The organism is Hyalangium sp. (assembly GCF_045802625.1).
Taxonomy (GTDB): Bacteria; Myxococcota; Myxococcia; order Myxococcales; family Myxococcaceae; genus Hyalangium.
Window position 1 is genome coordinate 97,615 of the sequence record NZ_JBJMQP010000054.1, and the last position, 20,881, is coordinate 118,495.

Sequence of the window (20,881 nt, forward strand, 5' to 3'; positions counted from 1 at the left end):
TTGCGGCGCCTGCTCACCCGCGATGCGCTCGCCGAGACGGCGGGCCCACGGTTGTTCAAGCAGGGAGAGACATGTCTGGCCCGGCATTGCGTCACCTCGTTCGAGGCCTTGCCCGATGCCCTCCATGGCCAGGTCCTCAACCGGCACGGCCATCCCTATTCCGTCGTCATCTCGACCGACGCGGAGGGCTTCTTTGCTGAGTGTCAGTGCTCGACCTTCGACAACCAGGGGTTCTGCAAGCACATCGTCGCGCTCGGGCTCGCGTTCCTTCAGGCCGGTGGCTCCGTATCAGAGCGGGCCCTGCCTCCTCCCAAGCCCGAGCGGCCTCAGAGACCCGAGGAGCTTCAGGCGTGGCTGGAGGCCCATCACGTCACCCACGCCCGGTGGACGCCCTTGTCCGTCGTGGAGCCGTTCCTCGTCAAGAGCTTCCGCGAGACGCGCGGGCTCTATGGCCTGGAGCACCTGCCCGTCACGGCCCCGCTGGATGGGACGCTCGATCTGCACCGCCACGTTCGAGGCGCCGCGACCCAGACGCTCTTGCAGGAGGCGGTGTGGACGTGGCTCGGCGCCGAGGCTGAACGCGTCCGCCGGGGGCTCGAGCTCGAACAGGAGCGAGCCTCGACGCCACGCCCTGCTCCCACCGATGCGCGCCTGATCCCCTGGAAGGAGGCGCTCGAGAGGGCGCGTGCGCGAGTGCGAGAGTTTTCAGTGCCCCGGCTCCTTCCGGGCCGGCCGGATGTCACGCTCCAGGACCGCCCCCTGCTCCTGTTCGTCGAAGAGCCGGGAAGCCCTCCTCATCCGCTCAAGGTGCTTGGCCCATGGAGTGGCCTGCCGCGGATGCGTGTGTCGGTGGATCCTCGCGCGCTGCTCGAAGAGCGGGAGGCCCTGGCCTGCTGGTGTACTTCCAAGGGAGAAGCCCGCTGCGTTCATGCCCTCTCCGCGCTCGACACCCTGCTCGACATGCTCGCCGAGCCCTTGCAGGCGCAGTTCAACGCACGGCTCGCCGAGCTGCTCTTCGAGGTGCCTGCTCGGGAGATCCTCGGCGCCTTCGAGCAGGCCACGCAGGCTCATGCGCGGGCCTCCTCGCTGGCGGAGGTTCGCGTCTCCTTCCGTTTGGAGGGCCTCGAGGAGCGGGCTCCCAAGCTGCGCATGTATCTGCACCGGCCAGTGAAGAGGGGAGGGTTCTCCAAAGGCACGTCGGCGAGCTGGAGGGACCGGGATGAGCTCCGCTCCATGCTCTCGGACCCGCGAGAGCTGGAGGCCTTCGAGCTGATCGAGCTCGGCTCCAGGCACATGCTCGCCGGGGATGGATACTTCCTGCTGCTGCGGGCGCTGAAGCTGTTGGTGCACAGCTCGCGCCTCTTCGCGGTTCCGCGATTGGATGCGCCGCTCCAGGTGCGAGAGGCGCCGCTCGGCCTCGCTTTCTCCGAGAGCGGCTCCGGCCTCACGGTCCACCCCGCCATCGAGGGAACCGCCTTCCGCCCCGAGGCTCTCCGGCCACCGCCCGTGGGAGTCGACGCGCCCCTGCCCTGGCTTCTCTTCGAGCCCGAGCTGCCGCGGCTGACCCTGGTCAGCGTGCCCACCAGCGCGCGCACCGTGCTCACCACGCTGCGTGAATATGGGACCCGGCTTCCCGAGGGAGTGCGCCCGGCCCTGGTGCGCAACCTTGCGGGGTTGGAGGCGGCCTATCCCGTCTCGCTGCCCGAGTCCCTGGAGGCCCGTCCCGTTCCTCCCGAGCCGGGCTTTCTGCTGCGCCTTCGGTCCGCGGGGGAGGAGGCCCTGGAGGGTTCGCTCCTCGTGCGTCCCTTGCCGGAGGCTCCTCCTCAGCCAGCAGGGGAGGGGCCTGTGCGAGTGCGCGGCTTGCGCGGCGGAGAGCGGGTGGTGACGCACCGGGAGCTGGAGGCTGAGCGCGCCGAGGCCCTGGCGCTGCGCGAGCGCCTGGGGTTGCCGGCGACGGATTCCTCTGGGCGCTTCGTCCTCGAGAAGGCGGAGGCCGCCCTCGACTTCCTCGAGCGGCTGGAGCCACTGACGGGCCCGGCTCTGCGAGTCGAGTGGGAGGAGCAACCGTGGCGGGTGTCCCACGTGCCGGACTCGCGCAGCCTGAGGGTGGAGGTGCGGCGCGAGCGGGACTGGTTCGGCGTGGGCGGAGGTGTCGAGGTGGATGGCGTCCAGGTGGACCTGGCAACCCTGCTGGAGGCCTTGCGCGGCCGTCGTCGCTTCGTGCCGTTGGGCAAGGGGCGCTGGCTGCGCCTCACCGAGGCGCTGCGCGAGCGGCTCACCCCGCTGGCGGATTTGACGCACTCCACCCGCGAGGGCCTGGAGGTCAGCCAGGCCGCCGCGCCCGTGCTGGATGCGCTCGCCGAGGCCGGCGTGGAGGTGCAGGTCCCGCCCGACTGGCGCCGCCTCGCCACCCGGATTCGCAAGGCCCAGGCGCGGGACATTCCCATCCCCGCCGGGCTGAGAGCGGAGCTGCGCGACTACCAACGCGAGGGTTTCCTCTGGATGGCTCGGCTCACCGAGTGGGGCGGAGGCGGGTGCCTCGCCGATGACATGGGCCTGGGCAAGACACTGCAAACCCTCGCCCTGCTGCTGCACCGCGCGAAGGCGGGACCGGCGCTGGTGGTCGCTCCCACCTCCGTCTGCTTCAACTGGGCGCTCGAGGCCGCACGCTTTGCTCCGTCCCTCCGCGTGAAGTCCTATCGCGAGGCCGACCGGGAGCCATTGCTCGCGGGGCTGAAGGCTGGGGATGTGCTGCTGATCAGCTACGGGCTGCTGGTCCGTGACTTCGAGCGCCTGGCAGGCCTCTCCTTCGCCACCCTGGTGGTGGACGAGGCTCAGGCGGCCAAGAACCCGGACACGGCCCGGGCGAAGGCGCTTCGTGGGCTCCAGGCCGAGGCGCGCATGGCGCTCACCGGCACGCCGGTGGAGAACCGCCTCTCGGAGCTGTGGAGCCTGTTCCGCATCGTCTTCCCTGGGTTGCTCGGCAGCCGCGAGGCCTTCCGCAAGCGCTTTGCCGAGCCCATCGAGCGCGACAAGGATCCGGTGGCGCGCGCCACGCTCTCCCGGGTGCTGCGCCCCTTCCTCCTGCGCCGCACCAAGGCCGAGGTGGCGCGCGAGCTGCCCCCGCGCATCGAGACGCTCGTGCCCGTCGTGCTCTCGGAGGAGGAGCGCCGGCAGTACGAGAAGTTCCGGCTCGCGGCGCTCGCGAGCATGGGAAGCCAGGCGGACGAATCCCAGCGCTTCGAGCTGTTCGCGGCGCTCACCCGGCTGCGGCAGCTCGCATGCCACCCCCGGCTGTTGGATCCGGATTCGGCGGTGCCCTCCTCGAAGATGGAGCGGCTGCTGGAGCGCGTGGAGGAGCTGCGCGCCGAGGGCGGCCGAGCGCTCATCTTCAGTCAGTTCGTCCAACTCCTGGGGCTGGCGCGCGAGGCGCTGGAGGCCCGTGGCATCTCCGTCCAATACCTGGATGGGCAGACTCCTCCGGCCGAGCGCCAGTCACGAGTCGAGGCGTTCCAGCGCGGCGAGGGCGATGTCTTCCTGATCTCCCTGAAGGCCGGAGGCACGGGCCTGAACCTCACCGCGGCGGATCACGTCATCCACCTGGACCCCTGGTGGAACCCGGCCGTGGAGGATCAAGCCACGGATCGAGCCCATCGCATCGGCCAGACCCGGCCCGTCACGGTGTCCCGCCTCGTGGCCGAAGGGACCATCGAGGAAGCCATCGTCGCCCTCCATGCCGAGAAGCGAGAGCTGGCCTCGAGCCTGCTCTCCGAGGCCAATGGAGCCGCCGCCCTCACCCCCGACCAGCTCATGGAGCTGCTGCGCTTCTCCCCCGAGAGGGAGGATGCCTCCGCTTCGCCTCCCCCAGCCTCGCGATGAAAAGGCGGCAGAATCGCGCTCACCCGACGCAAGAGAGCAAGCCACCGCGCCCGACTCCTGGGAATATGAGGGGAGCCCACAAGTTGGGCGCGCTCGTCAGTGAAGGAGGGGTGGATGCACCGTCAGCAGTGGTTCATCGTGGCGCTCACGCTTCTGGTGGGCTCGGCCGCAGGGGCCCAAGCCCGGCCTGGGAAGGCCGCACCAGCTCCACCCGCCAAGGCCGCGCCAGCCGCGCTCGGCGCGAACATCGAGGCCCGGACGCTGAAGAACGGGCTGAAGATCATCGTCTGGCCGGACCAGGACATCCCCAACGTGTCCCTCTACACCTTCTTCCGCGTGGGCAGCCGCAACGAGCGCCCAGGCATCACCGGCCTGTCGCACTTCTTCGAGCACATGATGTTCAACGGCGCCAAGAAGTACGGCCCCGGCCAGCTCGACGCCGTCATGGCGGACGCGGGCGGCAAGAACAACGCCAGCACCTCCGAGGACACCACCACCTATGTGGACTGGTTCCCCAGCTCGGCGCTGGAGACCATCTTCGATATCGAGGGAGACCGGATGGCCCACCTCGCGTTCGATCCGAAGATCATCGAGAGCGAGCGCGGGGTCGTCTACTCGGAGCGGCGCTCGGTGGTGGACAACGACAACATGGGCGCGCTGCTGGAGCAGGTGCAGGCCACCGCCTTCGTCGCGCATCCCTACCAGATCACCGTCATCGGCTGGCCCTCGGACATCGAGTCCTGGCGGATGGAGGACCTGCAGAGCTTCTTCAAGACCTACTACGCGCCCAACAACGCCACCATGGTGGTGGTGGGCGCGGTGACGCCCTCGGAGGTCTTCGCCCTGGCGGAGAAGTACATAGGGGCCATCCCCGCCCAGCCTCCACCCGAGCCCGTGCGCACCAAGGAGCCCGAGCAGCAGGGTGAGAAGCGCGTGCTGGTCCGCCGGCTGGCACAAGCCCCACTGCTCCAGGTGGCCTACCACGCGATCGATGCGAAGGATCCGGATCTGCCGGCGCTGACGCTGTTGTTGCACATCCTCGCCGAGGGCGAGTCCTCGCGCCTCCACCAGCGGCTGGTGGAGGAGGAGCGGGTGGCCATTCACGTCAACAGCCAGTTCTCCCCCACCTTTGATCCTTCCCTGGTGTGGTTCCTCGTGGACATGCCGCCGGGCACGGAGGTGGCTCGCGTGGAGAAGCTGCTGGGGGAGGAGCTGGACAAGGTGCGCGCTCAAGGCGTCACCGAGGCGGAGCTGCGCAAGGCGAAGAACATCACCGTGGCGGACTTCTGGCGCGAGCTGGAGACCAACAGCGCTCGGGCCCGGTCGCTGGGCACGTATGAGGTCTTCTTCGGGGACTGGCACAAGCTCTTCGAGGCGCCGGCTCGCTACGAGCAGGTGACGCGCGAGCAGATCCGCAAGGTGGCCGAGCGCATCCTCAATCCGGATCACCGCACCGTCGGGGTGCTGGTGCCCACGGAACAAGCCCAGGCTCCGGCCGGGAAGGAGGCGGGACGATGAACGGCAGAGTCATGTTGGCGGCGCTGCTGGTGGCAACCGTCGCGGGAGCCCAGGGCGCCAAGCCCGTTCAGGGCGTCCATCTCCCGAGGGCGACGGTCCTCGAGCTGAAGAACGGGGCCCGGCTCATCCTGGCCGAGAAGCACGACGTCCCGCTCATCTCCTTCAGCGCGTGGCTGCGCGGGGGCTCCCTGGGAGAGCCTCAGGGCAAGGAGGGCCTGGCCGCGCTCACCGGAGAGCTGTTGCTCAAGGGCGCGGGCAAGCGTGACGCCCGGCAGTTCGCGGAGACCGTGGACGGCCTCGGGGCCCAGCTCGACGTGAACCCCGACCGCGAGGCGCTGGTGGTGGACGGCCAGTTCCTGGCGCGGGACTCGGCGCTCATGGTGGAGCTGCTCTCGGACATGCTGATGCGCCCCCGCTTCGAGGCGGGCGAGGCCGGCAAGATGCGAGACCGGTTGGTGTCCGAGCTCGCCGCCGCGAAGGACGAAGACCCTCGCGCCCTCATGAGCCTCTACTTCTTCGCCTTCCACTTCGGCGGGCACCCCTATGGGCGGCCGGTGAATGGCAGCGAGGCCTCGCTCCCCGCCCTCACCCGAGAGGATGTGCTGGCGTACGCGAAGGCGCAGCTCGGGGCGGACCGCCTCATCCTCTCGGTGGTGGGCGACTTCGACACGAAGCAGCTCGCCAGCCAGCTGGAGGCCGCGCTCGGTGGCTGGGGCCGCGCCGGGGCCCCTGCTCCCGTGGCCCCGCCCACGCCCGTGGCCAAGGGGCGGCGCGTGCTGCTGGTGGACAAGCCGGACGCCACCCAGACGTACTTCTGGATCGGCAACACCGGCATCGCTCGTGATGATCCGGATCGCGTCGACCTGGCGCTGGCCAACTCGACCTTCGGTGGGCGCTTCACCTCGCTGCTCAACACGGAGCTGCGCGTGAAGTCCGGCCTGAGCTACGGCGCCAGCTCATCCATCGTGCCCGCGACCCAGCCGGGCGTGGTGGCGATCGCCTCGTATACGAAGACCGAGGCTACCGGGAAGGCCATTGATCTCGCCCTGGACGTGCTGGCCCGCTATCGGCGCGAGGGCCTGGATGACGCGATGCTCGCCTCGACCAAGTCCTATGTCCTGGGCCAGTTCCCGCCCACGCTGGAGAAGAGCGGACAGCTCGCCGCGAAGCTGTCGGAGCTGGCCTTCTATGGGCTCGACGCCCGGGACGTGGACAACTTCGCCGCCGCCGTGACGAGCGCCAGCCGCGAGCACATCCACCAGGTCATCCAGCGCGTGCTGCCGGCCCCGGAGGACCTGACCCTCGTCCTGCTCGGCAAGGCGTCCGCCATCCGTGATGTCGCGCGCCGCTATGGCCCCATGACGGAGATGAAGCTCTCCGACAAGAGCTTCGTGCCCGCGGCCAGCCCGAAGCGCTGAGCGCCCCGCCGAGGGCGTTTTGTCAAATGTGAAAAATTCATCCCAGACCATCCGGAGGAGTGAGTCCGAAAACACTCATTTTTTCACGGTTGGTGCGGGGGACTCAGCATGGCCGTGGGAAGAGGCCCAAGGCCTAAGAGCGCGCCAACGTTAAAGAATCCTCGAAAAACGAAAACATGTATATGCCGTTAAACCTGCTAAACATGTAAAATTTATAATAGAGGCTCAAATTGTGAGAAACTACTTCGCCTAAAAAGTAGTTGCTCTCATGGTCCCACGCATGTCAGGACAGACCCGCTTTTCCCCCGAGGAGGTAAGCGTTTGAGCACCAAATTTCTGAAGACGTTCTGTGCGGCATGGTTGGGTCTCGCCTACGCCGCGTGCGGCACCACCGAGCAGCAGGTGGACGCCAATGATCTGATGACCAGCGCCGAGGAGAAGGACGGCACGGACATCCAGCAGGCGCTGAACTCAATCGGCAACGCGCACGTTCTCGGCACCAACGAGAAGGACGGCGTCCCCTACTACGTCACCGGTAACTTCGGCGTCGCCAAGGCCTCGGCCATGGGCCTGGCGCCGGTGGACGCGAAGGCGACGGTGCAGGACTCGCTGGCCGCGGCCGCGCCGATCTTCCGCCTGCGCGCCGAGAACCTGGCCTTCAAGAGCATGACGTCCGACCAGGGCGGCCAGCACCTGCGCTTCCAGCAGCTGAAGAATGGCCTGCCCGTCGTCAACGGCGAGCTCATCCTCCACGTGGACGCGAAGGGCAACGTCTTCGCCGCCAACGGCGATGCGCGTGACACCCAGAGCGGGATGACGACGCAGACGCTGGTCAAGCCGCAGATCGCCGCCGACGCGGCCGCCCTGCTCGCGAGCAAGCAGACCGAGGCGCTGGACAAGAGCGCCAAGGCCGAGCGCCTGGTGTACGTGCGCGACTCCAGCGGCGAGCTCGTGCTGGCCCACGAGGTGCGCGTCACGGGCCATGCCGCCAACGGCCTGCCGGTGAACAACCTGGTGTACGTGGACGCCAAGAGCGGCCGGATCGCCCTGGTGGCTCCGCAGATCCACACCGCGCTCAGCCGCAAGGTGTACACCGCCAACAACGGCACCACCACCCCGGGCACGCTCAAGCGCACCGAGGGGCAGGCGGCCACCGGTGACAGCGCGCTGGACACCAACTACGACCTGCTGGGCTACGTCTACAACTGCTACAAGACGAACTTCAACCGCGACTCGTTCGACAACGCGGGCGCGACGTACATCAGCACCGTTCACTACGATGTGAACTACGTGAACGCCTACTGGGACGGCACCCAGATGGTGTACGGCGATGGCGACGGCGTGGACTCCATCTCGCTGGCCATTGATCCGGACGTCACCGCGCACGAGCTGACGCACGCGGTGACCGAGCGCACCTCCAACCTGACCTACTCGGGGCAGTCGGGCGGCCTGAACGAGGCGATGAGCGACACCTTCGGTGCCATCTGCCAGAGCTGGAACACCGGCACCTGGTCCACCGCCGCGGACATCTGGAAGGTCGGCGAGTTCGTGTGGACGCCGGGCACCGCGGGTGACGCGCTCCGCTACATGGATGACCCGGCCAAGGATGGTGCCTCGCTGGACTGGGCGCCGGACGAGTCGGGCCAGGACGTGCACTACACCTCCGGTCCGCCGAACCTGGCGTTCGCCCTGCTCTCCAAGGGTGGTACGCACCCGCGCGGCAAGTCGTCCAACGTCGTGACGGGCATCGGCGTGCAGAAGGCCGGTCAGATCTGGTACACGGCCAACACGTCGATCTTCACCTCCTCCACCACGTACGAGCAGGCGAAGACGTACACGGAGCAGGCCGCGACGCAGCTGGGCTACACCGCGGAGGTCGCCTCCGTGACGGCCGCGTGGCAGGCCGTGGGCGTGGGCATCCCGCCGCCGCCCCCCGTCGACCTGAGCAACGGCGTGGCGGTGACGGGCCTCAGCGGCTCCACGGGTGCCAAGAAGTACTACCGGCTGGCGGTCCCGGCGGGCCAGGGCAGCCTCACGTTCACCATCAGCGGCGGCACGGGTGATGCGGACATGTACGTGAAGTTCGGCGCGTCTCCGACGACCAGCACCTACGACTGCCGTCCGTTCGTCGGCGGCAACTCGGAGACCTGCTCCTTCACCAACCCGACGGCGGGCGACTGGTACGTGATGCTCAACGCGTACTCGACCTACTCGGGCGTGACGCTGACGGGCACCTACGGCACGGGCGGCGGCGGGGGTGGCGGTGGCGGCACGCCGCTGACCAACGGCGTGGCCTCGGCCCAGTACTCGGGCGCCGCGAGCTCCATGACGTGCTTCACGCTGGCCGTTCCGGCCGGGAAGACCTCGCTGGTCTTCAACCAGGCGGGCGCTTCGGGCAACACGGGTGACGCCGACCTGTACGTGAAGTTCGGCGCGCTGCCGACGACCACTACCTACGACTGCCGTCCGTACACCGCCGGGAACACCGAGTCGTGCAGCTTCACCAGCCCGACCGCGGGTACTTGGTACGCCTGCTCGCGCGGCTACACCGCGTTCACCAAGGTGACGATGAAGGGCACGTACAAGTAAGCGGGACACAGTTGCGCTGAAGTCAGACGCCCGGGGGCCTGCGCTCCCGGGCGTCGTCTTTGCGGGGTGGCTCCAGGCTCAGCGGCGGACCTCGATGTCCCGCGCGATGCTGCTGCCGCCGACGAGATCGAACGAGGCGCGCACCGGCGTGCCCTCCTCGAGCTGGCGCAGCGGGACGTTCTGGCCCTCGCGCAGCCCCCGGGTCCGCTTGTCGATGCGGAGCTGGTACACGTTGCCCTCGTTGTCGCGCACGTGGACCGTGCCTCGCTCCACGCGGGTGACCCGGCCATCCACCGTGCCAGTGGCGATGACCACGCGATCCAGCGGCACCGAGTCGTTCTGCCGCGCTGCCTTGGCCGCCTTGGCCGCGCCCTCGTACCAGGCCTCATTGTCACTCGCCTGGACGGCCTCGAGGCCGATCATCACCCGGCCCTCGGGAGCGTTCTGCGTGGCCGACTCGGTGACCGTGGTGCCGCGGCGAGCTGGCGCTGGCGCCGCTGGAGCCCCGGTGTTCGAGCGCGGAGTGTTCGCCCGGGGGCTCGTCCCCGCCTGGGCCGGAGCCGTCCCCTGGGCCGAAGCCATGCCCTGTGCACCAGGCGTGGCCGGCGCTGGAGCTGGCGCCGCCGGCTGTGCCAGGGGCTGCTGCGCCACGGGGGTTGTCATGGGCTCCATGCTCGCCCGCTCCTGCGAGGTGCTCCCGTTCGGCCGCGACGGAGCCGGAGCCCGCGCCGCGATGAACCCTGCCTGCTCGTGGCGCTCGCGCTCCTGGCACCCCGTCAGCAGCGCGCACACCCCCACCATTCCCATCCATCCCCAACGACGCCCCATCCTGACCTCCCCGATGTGGGTAAACTGGTTCCTGCCGGCTCCAGATTGCAAGCAGCGGGCCCAGGCTCGGGACAGAGGGGAGAGGGGCGCCTTCTTCCACCCGGAGACAGTTGCGGGCGGCGGGAAGCTCCACCCGTGGGGAAGGAGTTTCCCTCCCTCCGTGGCTCAGTGGACAGCGCTCAGTCCATCAGGGCACGCGCCACGGCGCGGACGTGGAGGCGGACCCGCTCGCGCGCCGCGGTGATCATGGCGGCGTCATCCGGATCGTAGCCCAGGCACAGCACCACATCGTCCTCGGGGGCGGCGCGCACGCCCAGCCGCGCGTAGTTGAGCGTGCGGGAGACGGGCTCGCCCTCGGTGTCCGGGGTGAAGCGGCCGAAGATGGGAGCGTGGGGGCTGCGGCCGGCCGCCGTCTCCTTCAGCGCGAAGAGGCGCCGCACGGCCGCCAGCGCCGCGGGCTGGGCCATCAGCTTCTCCGGCTGGGCCGGGCCTGCCAGCTCGCGCTCGATGAGGCGCAGGCAGCCGCGCACGAACTCCACGTCCGTGATGACGAGGCCATAGAGGTACCAGTCCTGGCACGCCGCCTCGACGAGCCGCGCCTGGCCATCCTCGAGCCAGCCGAAGGAAGGGCAGGTGAACGTCTCGCAGATGGAGGCGCGGTAGACGCCGCAGTCGCGAAGATCCACCCCGCCCGTCACCTTCGGGTGCCCCAGGCAGCCCACCCGGCGTTGCTCCTCGTCGAGGAAGCCCAGCAGGGGGCACACGCGCACGGCGGAGAACAGGGGCGCCTCGCTGCGGGACTCGACAATGTTGCGAGCCGCGGCGCGCCAGGCGCCCTGCTCCTTGGGGACGTGGCGCAGCTGGGCGGTCTGCTCGGCGAGCCGCTCGGTCAGCGCGGCGCGGGAGTGGTCTCGGAAGTTGTACAGGCCGCAGCAGGCGCCACACGAGGCGCCTCGGCCTGGCTGGCACAGGTGAAAAGAGACAGACACGGATCCCTCTTATACAGGCTCAGAACCACTCCGGGTGCATGCGGGTATACGAGTCCTCACACGAGCGGCAGAGCTCTATCAGGTGGGGCACGCGCGGCACCTCCACCGCGAACCAATACTGCGCCGCGCACAGCTTACCCTCATAGAAATCCCGCTCCGAGCCTCCCCGCGCGAGCCCCTCCCGCGCGGCCGCCGCCTGGGCGAGCCACCGCCACGCCACGGCGACGATGGAGAACAGCTCCATGTAGTCCGCGCTGTGGCGCAGCATCTGCTCCACCTCGCCCGCCATGCCCATGGCGCCCAGCGAGAGCGTGAGCTCCGCCACCGCGCCCAGGGCCCGCTCCATGCCCTCGCACCAGCCCGCCTCCACTCCAGCCTGGCGTGCGCGGGCCACCGTGGCCGCTACCTCCTCGGAGAAGATCCGCAGCGCCTCGCCCCCGGCCGCCATCACCTTGCGCCCGAGCAGATCCAGGCCCTGGATGCCCGTGGTGCCCTCGTGGATGCTGTTGAGCTTCTGGTCCCTCAGCCATGCCTCGGGCAGGTACTCGCTGGAGTAGCCGTAGCCGCCGTGCACCTGGAGCGCGAGCGCGTTGGCCTCGTAGCCCTTCTCCGCCGGGAACGTCTTGGCGATGGGCGTGAGCAGATCCAACAGGAGGCCCGCGCGCCGGCGGGTCTCCTCGTCCCTCGAGTGGCCCTCGAGATCCGCCTGCCACGAGGCGGTCAGCAGCAGCGACAGCCCTCCCTCCACGATGGCCTTCTGGCGCAGCAGCATCCGCCGCACGTCCGCGTGCTCGATGATGGAGGCCTGCGGCTGGGTGGCGTCCTTCGCCCAGGCGGGACGGCCCTGCGGGCGGCTGCGCGCGTAGTCCAGCGCCTCCTGGTACGCCACCGCCGCGGTGGACACGCCGTTGAGGCCCACCATGATGCGCGCCTCGTTCATCATCTGGAACATGCAGGCCAGGCCCCGGTGCTCCGGCCCCACCAGCCAGCCCCGGCAGTCCCCCGCCTCGCCGTAGTTGAGCACGCAGCTGGGGATGCCTCGCCAGCCGACCTTGTGGATGACGCCGGCCACCTGCACGTCATTGTCCACCAGCCGGCCGCCCTCGGGACGGCGGGTGGGCACGGCGAAGAGCGAGATGCCGCGCGTGCCCGGAGGCGCCCCCTCGATGCGCGCCAGCGTGAGGTGCACCACGTTCTCGGTGAAGTCCTGGTCCGCGCCGCTGATGAAGATCTTCGAGCCGGAGATGCGGTACGTGCCATCCGGCCCGGGCGTGGCGCGCGTCTTCACGTCCGCGAGGCTGCTGCCCGCCTGCGGCTCGGTGAGGGCCATGGTGCCGGTCCACTCGCCGCTATAGAGGCGGGCCATGAAGTGCTCGCGCAGCCAGGGCGTGCCGAACACCTCCAGCAGGTGCGCCGCGCCGATGGTGAGCCCCAGGTAGCCGTAGGCGCTGGCGTTGGCCGCCATGAGGTACGCGGAGGCCACCGAGGCGACGGTCATGGGCAGTTGCTGCCCGCCCACCTCGGCGGGACGCGTGGCCGTCAGCAGTCCCAGCTCCACCATCCGCGGGTAGAGCCGGCGCATGAGCGGGTGCACGTGGACGCGCCCCTCGCGGAAGGAGGGAGGCTCGGCGTCCATCAGCCGGTAGGTGGGGAAGAGCACCTCGCGGGCGAACCGGCTCACGTTGCCCAGCAGCAGCTCGAACGTCTCTGGCGAGTGTTCGGAGAAGGCGGGCAGGGCGCAGAGGCCCGCGGCGTCGAGCACCTCGAAGAGCTGGAAGCGGACGTCGCGATCGGACAGCAGCGGGTTGGTGCCGGAGGAGGTCATCGGTGGGCCAGTCTATGGAGAGGGCTGCCCCGGGCAAGAGGAGGAGCCGCCGGGTGGTGCCCGTGCTTCGCCGCCGGACGCCCCGCAGGGGAGGCTCCGGCCCGCCGCTCCCCAAGAACCGTTTGGATAAGGGGGGCTGTCCAAACGTTTGGACATGGGGGGCCAATGGTGCGTCACAACACGCGGGCGGCGCGGACCTCCTCCAGCGTGTACTCCCGCCCCACGGTGGTGAAGGGGCCTGTCTTCTGGATGAGCCAGGCGCGGGTGCCCGGAGGCATGTAGAAGTCCTCCTCGAAGGGGGACAGCCCCAGGTGGCGCAGGTAGTCCTTGAGCATCTCAAAGGTGAAGCGGTCCCTCACCTTGCGTGCCTGGTACCGCTCCACCTGCTCAAAGGGGAAGGGCTCACCCTCCTGCTCGAAAACCCAGTGGCCCCCATCATTGGCCACCTCGATGGCGCGCACATAGTTGTTGAGTTTCCCTGGCTGCTCTGGGCCGAACACATCCAGCATCACCGCACCATAGCGGACACCTTGATTCTTGCGCAGCGTGTGGGGCACGGCGACCACCCGCAGGCACCGGATGCTCAGCCTCCAGGCCATGACGCTCATGGGGCTGGCGGCATCCGTCCCCGTCCACTGGTCGGAGACGTAGGCGGTCCAGGCGCTGCGCGTGGGGATGAATAGGTGCCGCCGCCTCTCCCCACTGATCAGGGGCAGTAGGCGGGAGAGCACTTGCTCCAAGCGGCCCGTGACGGGGAGCACCTCCACGGAGATGCCACGGGGCGTCAGCAGCCCTCGCTCCCAGGCGGCGAAGGCTTGCGCCGCCTGCTCGGCCCCCAGTTCCAGAAAGCCCATCTCCGAAGTGACAGGCGCCCAGCGGTCCTCCAGCAGCAGGCCCTTCATCTCTTGCGTCATTCAGGCCCGCCTCCTCCTCAAGGGACGATGATGAGAATGATCTCGGCGTCCGGGTCATTGGCGGTCAGGCGCGATTGGTGGCCAAGGCCACGGTCCGAAGCATGTGAGTCGTACTCCACATAATAGCGGCGGCCCTGAAAGTCGAATTGCAGGTCCGGCCGATTGATGCCCACGCGCTGGCCGTTATCGAGCGTCAGTTGCTGCTGATTGACCCGGATGTTCTCGGCGCGTAGCTCCTTCAGGTACTTGATGTCCGCCTGGAGTTGCGCATTTTGCCCGGGGCTGGGGCTGATGGGGCGACCCGTCTTGAGTGGCCCTGGTACATCCGGCTTGACGGCGACGTCCCGGGGCAAGCGTGGGCCAGCGGGCACCTGGGGCGTCGGGTTTTTGCCCGTGAGGGCTTGGACCAGCTCCGGAGAGGGCGCGAGCGGGCTTGGCGCTGGGGGGGGCGGTGCTGGCGCCGGAGCGGGCTCTGGGGCAGGCGCCGGAGCGGGTTCTGGAGCAGGCGCCGCGATTCTCGGCGGCGCGGGAGGAGCCTTCGCGTTGCCCGGGCCCAGCGGCTCCACGGGCTGCGGGGCCGCCCACCCGGGCACCGGCCGCGTGGCGGTCATCAACTCGCCAGCAGCCACTCCCGCCGCCAGCGCCGTGAAGAACTCCTGGGCCGCGCCCAGCTGGGACACCGGGCGGGCGGTGAACAGCTCCTGGCCGCTGGCCATCTGCCAGCCGCGCTCCAGCGCGAAGTGCAGCGGGTTGATGTCCCTCGACGCCCCATACAGCAGCAGTTGGTACCCAACGGTGACCGGGTGGGTGAGCACGTAGTGCGTGACGATGCGCCGCCGGTTCTCCCAGTGGGCATAGCCCTGGGCGGCGGCGGCTCCGGTGCCCAGCAGCGGCGCCATGTCCTGGCGCTGCTGTGGGGTGAGGCGCTCGGGCGTCACCGGTGGCCCCATGCGGAGGGGTTCGGGCACCGTCTGCGCGCTCATGGCCTGGAGGTACTTGAGCTCCCACTCGGACAGAGGGTGGCTCCAGTGCGGTACGTCCTGCCCGGGGCCCGCGTCCCACCAGCGCTGGACGTCCCAAGGCTTTCGCAGCAGAAGAATCTGCTGAATCACATCCCCCGGTGGGGAAGAGGCGGGCTCCACCTCCCAGGGAGCGGGCGTGAGCCCCGGCGTGCTCCCCTGGGCTGTCGACAAGGGGCCCAGGGCTTGGGGCGGCAAGGCGCTTGCCGGAGGGGTGGCGGCCTGCTGCGCCCAGGCGCGCTGGGGCGGGGCCAGGGCAGGCGCACGGGGCGGTGGGCCGAAGCCGAAGAGCAGGCCCACCCCGAGGGAGACTCTCCCTTCCCCATGCGCGAGTTGGGAGGGCGCGAACGCGTACACGCCCCCCACGCCCAGCTCCAGCCCGATGCTCCCACGGATGGCGTGCACTCCGACTTCACCGCCCGCGCGCAGCCGGGGAGACATCCAGGAGCCAGGGGTGAAGGCCGCTCCACTCACGGCCTTGAAGTACAGCGGCCCCTCGCCGGTGAAGCGCGCCAGCGCGTCCGTGGACAGCTCCCCAGCTGCGGTGGAGGGGGCCGGTGGCAGCCAACTCAAGCGCGCCCCGAGCCCCTGGCCCGCTGGCCCCAGGCCCCACAGGCTCGCGCTGTATGAGGTGCGCGGCGCCCAGGGGCCGCTCAGCGCGCTGCCGTGCGAGACTGCCGCCTCCACCACGGCCCGCACCGGGCCCGTCTCGTCAGCGGCGTGCGCCCTGGGCGCGACGAGCACTGCCAGCAGCAAGACGGCCTTGCAGAGCCTTCGCCACAGCAGCATGGATCACCCCTTCTTGTGAGGAGGGGCTCAGGCTAGAGGGCTGCCCCGGGCAAGAGGAGGAGCCGCCGGGTGGCGCCCGTGCTTCACCGCAGGACGCCCCGCGGGGGAGGCTCCGGTCCGCTGTCCCCCGAGAACCGTTTGGATAAGGGAGGGGGCTGTCCAAACGTTCGGACACGGGGGGCACCACCGACACGTTGGGCGAGGCTTTCGACACGTCGAACAGGGCCTCACCGCAACCCCAACGGGCCTCGACTCTGGCGAAGCGGGCGCGGCCCTCCACCTGGACTAACTCACGTACAATGGGCACGTCCAGCAGGATGAACGTGGGAACATCAGGCGAGAGGTAGAGCTCGGCTCAGCCCCCTGAAAAGCCTGAGCCCCGATGACTTAGCGCTCGACTTGCACGCCCTTCCAGAAGGCCACGTGGCCGCGGATGTTGCGGGCCGCGTCCTTGGGCTCGGGGTAGTACCAGGCCGCGTCCTTGTTCACCTGACCGTCCACCACCACGTCGTAGTAGCTGGCCACGCCCTTCCACGGACACGTGGTGTGCGTGGTGCTCGCGCGCAGCCGCTCGCCGCGGAGGGCGTCCGGGGGGAAATAGACGTTGCCTTCCACCACCTCGTACTTCTCGCTCTCGGCGAGCACGGTGCCATTCCACACTGCCTTGGCCATGAGTCGTCTCCTGTGAAGGTTCTGCTCGGGGGCCGTGGGCCGCGCCAGCCCGGTTTTCCTGCCTCGTCCATTGACGGAAGCCTGTCCGCCGGAACCTGGGAGCGGGAGGCGGGCAGTGGCCCGGAAGCTTGCCCTCTTCGAGGTCGGTTCGCACCCCAGAGCAATTGTCACCTGGAGAAAAGGTTGTTTCTGGCTGAAAGGGACCGGGACAGGCCCACTGTTACCGTCGGGTACACCGATGGATACTCCCCCGTCCCACGTGAACACGGCGCTGGCGGTGGACCCTGTCACCGAGGGTCTGGCCGACGGTAGCATCAGCGAGACCTTCCGCCAGCTCGCGGAGGCTGTTCCCCAGATCGTGTGGATCACCCGCCCGGATGGTTACCACGAGTACTACAACCAGCGCTGGTACGATTACACGGGCCTCGAGCCCGGCCAGTCACAGGGTGAGGGCTGGCAGGGGCTCTTCCACCCGGACGACATGCCGGAGACGCTGCGGCGCTGGCACCACTCGCTGCGCACGGGCGAGCCCTACGAGATCGAATATCGCTGCCGCCGCCATGATGGCGTCTACCGCTGGTTCCTCGGCCGGGCGCTGCCGGTGCGGGACGCCAGCGGGCGCATCGCCAAGTGGTTCGGCACCTGCACGGACATCGACGAGCAGAAGCGCGCCGCGGACTCCAAGCGCTTCCTGGCCGAGGCGGGGACGCTGCTGGCCTCCTCGCTGGACTATGAGGCCACGCTCGAGGCCCTCGCCCGGCTGGCGGTGCCCGGCCTGGGGGACTGGTGTGGCATCGAGATCGTCAACGAGGATGGCACCACGCGCCAGGTGGGCGTGGCCCACGTGGACCCGGCCAAGGTGCGCTATGCCAAGGAGCTGCGGGAGCGCTACCCGCCGCGCCCGGAGGATCCGCACGGCGTGCTGGAGGTCATCCGCACCGGCCGGCCGGAGTTCCTCCCGGACATTCCGGACGAGCTGCTGGTGGCCGGCTCCCGCGACGCCGAGCACCTGCGCATCGCCCGGGAGCTGGGGCTGCGCTCGGCCATGATCCTGCCGCTGACGGCCCGTGGGCGCACGCTGGGGGCGCTCTCGCTGGTCAACGCCGAGTCCCGCCGCCGCTTCACCCAGGAGGACTTCACCCTCGCCGAGCAGCTCGCCACCCGTGCCGCCCTGGCGGTGGACAACGCCCGGCTCTACCGCGAGGCCCTGCATGCCGAGGAGCGCTTCCGCTCCCTCGTCACCGCCTCCGCCCAGGCGGTATGGGTGACGCGCCCGGACGGCACGGTCGCGGGGGACTCTCTTTCCTGGCGCGCCTTCACCGGCCAGAGTTACGAGCAGTGGAAGGGCAGCGGCTGGCTCGATGCCATCCACCCGGAGGATCAGCCAGGGGCCCAGCGCGCGTGGGCCGAGGCCGTGGCACGGCAGCTCCCGTACGAGGTGGAGTACCGCCTGCGTCGGCCGGACGGCAGCTACAGCATCACGCTGGCGCGCGCGGTGCCGGTGCGCGGCGCCGATGGCACCGTGCGCGAGTGGGTGGGCGCCAACATCGATCTCACCGCGCAGCGCACGGCCGAGGCCGCCGCCCGGAGCCTCCAGGCCGAGCAGACCGCTCGGCGCCACGAGGCGCTGCTGGCGGACGTGAAGGCCTCGCTGGTGCAGCCGGGCACCCAGGGCCAGATGCTCAAGGGGGCCTGTGAGGCGCTGGTGCGGCACCTGGGCTTCTCCCTGGCGCGGGTGTGGCTGCTGGAGCGCGACAGCCAGGAGCTGCGCCTGTGGGCCAGCGCCGGGAGCGCCACCTATGTGGAGAGGGAGCACGCGCGCATCCCCGTGGGCCGGTTCAAGATTGGCCGCATTGCCCAGGAGCGCCGCCCGCATGTGACGGATGATCTGCGGCACGATGTCTGGGCGACCGATCCGGACTGGGCGGCCCGCGAGGGGCTGAAGTCGTTCGCCGGCTACCCGCTGGTGCTGGGCGAGCAGCTCATGGGGGTGTTCGCCGTCTTCGGCGCGCAGCCCATCGCCCGGGAGACCACGGACGTGCTCGCCGCGGTGGCCGAGATCATCACCCAGGGTGTGGAGCGCCTCCGCGCCGAGGAGGCCCTGCGCCAGCACGTCACGGAGCTGGCCCGCTCCAACGAGGAGCTGCAGCAGTTCGCCTACGTGGCCTCGCACGACTTGCAGGAGCCCCTGCGCATGGTGGCCAGCTACACCCAGCTCCTGGCGCGGCGCTACCGGGGCAAGCTGGACTCGGACGCGGACGAGTTCATCGGCTACGCGGTGGACGGGGTGAACCGGATGCAGCGGCTCATCCAGGATCTGCTGACCTACTCGCGCGTGGGCACCCGGGGCCGGGAGTTCACCCCGTGCGACGCGGGCCAGGCGCTCCGCCGCGCGGTGGACAACCTGCGCGCCGCGATCGAGGAGTCGCATGGCGAGGTGAAGGCCGCGCCGCTGCCCCGAGTGCTCGCGGATGAGACGCAGCTGGCCCAGCTCTTCCAGAACCTGTTGAGCAACGCGCTGAAGTTCCACGGCGACGCCCCCCCGCGCGTGGAGGTGGGTGTCGAGCCCCAGGGCCCGGACTGGTGGCGCTTCACGGTGAAGGACCAGGGGCTGGGCATCGATCCCCAGTACTTCGAGCGCATCTTCATCATCTTCCAGCGCCTGCATGGCCGCGAGGAGTACCCGGGCACGGGCATTGGCCTGGCCATCTGCAAGAAGATCGTCGAGCGCCACGGAGGGCGCATCGGCGTGGAGTCTCAGCCGGGGCAGGGCTCCACGTTCTGGTTTACCCTGCCCGCGACGCCCGAGGCTGGCGCCCCACCCAAGGATTTCCAGGCATGACGGCTGAAGCACACGGAAGGCCCATTGAGATTCTCCTCGTCGAGGACAACCCCGGCGACGTGAGGTTGACCATCGAAGCCCTCAAGGAGGGCAAGGTGCGCAACAGCCTCTCCGTCGCGAAGGATGGGGCGGAGGCGCTGGCCTTCCTGCGGCGCCAGGGCCCCTACGGGGGGGCCCCGCGGCCGGATCTGATCCTGCTGGACCTGAACCTGCCCCGGAAGGATGGGCGCGAGGTGCTGGCGGAGATCAAGGAGGATCCGGTGCTGCGGCGCATCCCCGTGGTGGTCCTCACCACCTCCAAGGCCGAGGAGGACATCCTCCGCACCTACGACTTGCACGCCAACTGCTACATCACCAAGCCAGTGGATCTGGACCAGTTCATCGACGTGGTCCGCTCCATTGATGAATTCTGGCTCGCGGTGGTACGGCTGCCGCCGAAAGACTGAGAACCATGCCCCCTCAAGAGCAACTCCTGCGCGTGCTGTTGGTGGAGGACAACCCGGCGGATGCCCGCCTCATCCAAGAGGAGTTGAAGGACGTCCCTTCCGCGCGCATCGAGGTCTTGCACGTGCTGCGGCTGGCGGACGCCGAGCGCGTGGTGCGCGAGGCGAAGCTGGACGCGATGCTGTTGGATCTGTCGCTGCCGGACGGCCACGGGCTGGGCAACATCTCGCGGCTGTTGCAGGTGGCGCCGATGGTGCCGGTGGTGGTGCTCACGGGCACGGATGACGAGCAGCTCGCGGTGCAGGCGGTGCACCAGGGCGCGCAGGACTACCTGGTGAAGGGGCAGGTGACGGGGCCGCTGCTGGTGCGCGCGCTGCGCTACGCCATCGAGCGCAAGCGGGTGGAGGAGGGGCTCAAGCGCGAGGAGGCCCAGCGGCAGACGGCCCTCTTCCGCGAGCAGTTCCTGGCCATCCTGGGACATGATCTGCGCAACCCCCTGAATGCCATCTCCGGCAACGCGGGGCTGCTGCTGCGCTACGGCGGCCTCACCGAGCCCCAGCGCAAGGCCATCAACCGCATCTCCATCTCCTCGGATCGGATGGCGCGGATGATCAACGACTTGCTGGACTTCACCCGGGCCCGGCTGGGAGGCGGCTACCCGGTGAACCGGGCGCGGATGAACCTGCACGACGTGCTGCGGCAGGTGGTGGAGGAGCTGGAGGTGGCGCACCCGCAGCGGCGCTTCGTGCTGAGCCTGTCAGGCAACGGGTGGGGGGACTGGGACGCGGATCGCATTGCCCAGGCGGCCTCCAACCTGGTGGGCAACGCGGTGCAGTACTCGCCCGAGGATAGCCCGGTGGAGGTGTCCGCGCGGGATGACGGGGACGGGGTCTACGTGCAGGTGCACAACCTGGGTCTGCCCATTCCCCCGGAGCGGCTGCCGCAGATCTTCGATCCCTTCGTGCGAGGCGTCGAGGGCAAGAGCAACGCGACGCGTACGGGCCTGGGGCTGGGGCTCTACATCACCCACGAGATCGTCCGCGCTCACGGGGGCACGCTGCGCGTGACGTCCACCGAGGCGGATGGCACGCGCTTCTGGATGGTCCTGCCGCGCCACGCGCAGGCGGTGAGTTCCCAGCCCTGAAGCCACCGCAG

The 20,881-nt window shown here is 69.5% G+C and carries 13 protein-coding genes; 7 read left to right on the plus strand and 6 right to left on the minus strand.

Features of this window, described 5'->3' with window-relative positions:
• The 4 genes from ACJ8AT_RS11080 to ACJ8AT_RS11095 all read left to right on the plus strand — a co-directional run bounded on the left by ACJ8AT_RS11080 (position 1) and on the right by ACJ8AT_RS11095 (position 9,404).
• Positions 1–3,879: an SNF2-related protein gene (locus ACJ8AT_RS11080; protein WP_407737644.1), complete on the plus strand. Its 3,879-nt coding sequence runs from the start codon at positions 1–3 to the stop codon at positions 3,877–3,879.
• A gap of 114 nt (positions 3,880–3,993) precedes the next feature.
• The gene (locus ACJ8AT_RS11085) at positions 3,994–5,397 is read left to right on the plus strand and encodes a M16 family metallopeptidase (RefSeq protein ID WP_407737645.1); all 1,404 of its coding nucleotides are present in this window, start codon (positions 3,994–3,996) and stop codon (positions 5,395–5,397) included.
• Entirely contained in the window at positions 5,394–6,815 is a 1,422-nt protein-coding gene (locus ACJ8AT_RS11090) for a M16 family metallopeptidase (RefSeq protein WP_407737646.1), read from the plus strand. The genes ACJ8AT_RS11085 and ACJ8AT_RS11090 overlap by 4 nt, the downstream gene beginning before the upstream one ends.
• 321 nt (positions 6,816–7,136) lie before the next feature.
• Positions 7,137–9,404, plus strand: a complete 2,268-nt coding sequence (locus ACJ8AT_RS11095) for a M4 family metallopeptidase (protein ID WP_407737647.1) — start codon at positions 7,137–7,139, stop codon at positions 9,402–9,404.
• A 78-nt stretch (positions 9,405–9,482) separates the two neighbouring features.
• Here ACJ8AT_RS11095 and ACJ8AT_RS11100 read toward each other — a convergent pair whose 3' ends face one another.
• The 6 genes from ACJ8AT_RS11100 to ACJ8AT_RS11125 all read right to left on the minus strand — a co-directional run bounded on the left by ACJ8AT_RS11100 (position 9,483) and on the right by ACJ8AT_RS11125 (position 16,440).
• Entirely contained in the window at positions 9,483–10,232 is a 750-nt protein-coding gene (locus tag ACJ8AT_RS11100; protein ID WP_407737648.1) for a hypothetical protein, read from the minus strand.
• A 179-nt stretch (positions 10,233–10,411) separates the two neighbouring features.
• Positions 10,412–11,221: a hypothetical protein gene (locus ACJ8AT_RS11105; protein WP_407737649.1), complete on the minus strand. Its 810-nt coding sequence runs from the start codon at positions 11,219–11,221 to the stop codon at positions 10,412–10,414.
• Positions 11,222–11,240: 19 nt separating this feature from the next.
• Complete coding sequence (locus ACJ8AT_RS11110; protein WP_407737650.1) at positions 11,241–13,046, minus strand: acyl-CoA dehydrogenase; 1,806 nt, start codon at positions 13,044–13,046, stop codon at positions 11,241–11,243.
• A 173-nt stretch (positions 13,047–13,219) separates the two neighbouring features.
• On the minus strand, positions 13,220–13,960 hold the full coding sequence (locus tag ACJ8AT_RS11115) for a hypothetical protein (protein ID WP_407737651.1): 741 nt from the start codon (positions 13,958–13,960) through the stop codon (positions 13,220–13,222).
• A 17-nt stretch (positions 13,961–13,977) separates the two neighbouring features.
• A complete protein-coding gene (locus ACJ8AT_RS11120; protein WP_407737652.1) occupies positions 13,978–15,768 on the minus strand; it encodes a hypothetical protein in 1,791 nt (596 codons plus the stop codon).
• Between the two features lie 387 nt (positions 15,769–16,155).
• Entirely contained in the window at positions 16,156–16,440 is a 285-nt protein-coding gene (locus tag ACJ8AT_RS11125) for a DUF427 domain-containing protein (RefSeq protein WP_407737653.1), read from the minus strand.
• 238 nt (positions 16,441–16,678) lie between these two features.
• Here ACJ8AT_RS11125 and ACJ8AT_RS11130 point away from each other — a divergent pair, with 238 nt between their 5' ends.
• The 3 genes from ACJ8AT_RS11130 to ACJ8AT_RS11140 are packed head-to-tail and all read left to right on the plus strand — an operon-like array spanning position 16,679 to position 20,870.
• Positions 16,679–19,282, plus strand: coding sequence for a PAS domain-containing protein (locus ACJ8AT_RS11130; protein ID WP_407737654.1), 2,604 nt, complete (start codon positions 16,679–16,681; stop codon positions 19,280–19,282).
• Complete coding sequence (locus ACJ8AT_RS11135; RefSeq protein WP_407737655.1) at positions 19,279–19,728, plus strand: response regulator; 450 nt, start codon at positions 19,279–19,281, stop codon at positions 19,726–19,728. The genes ACJ8AT_RS11130 and ACJ8AT_RS11135 overlap by 4 nt, the downstream gene beginning before the upstream one ends.
• Before the next feature lie 5 nt (positions 19,729–19,733).
• A complete protein-coding gene (locus ACJ8AT_RS11140) occupies positions 19,734–20,870 on the plus strand; it encodes an ATP-binding protein (protein ID WP_407737656.1) in 1,137 nt (378 codons plus the stop codon).
• Positions 20,871–20,881 lie beyond the last annotated feature (11 nt).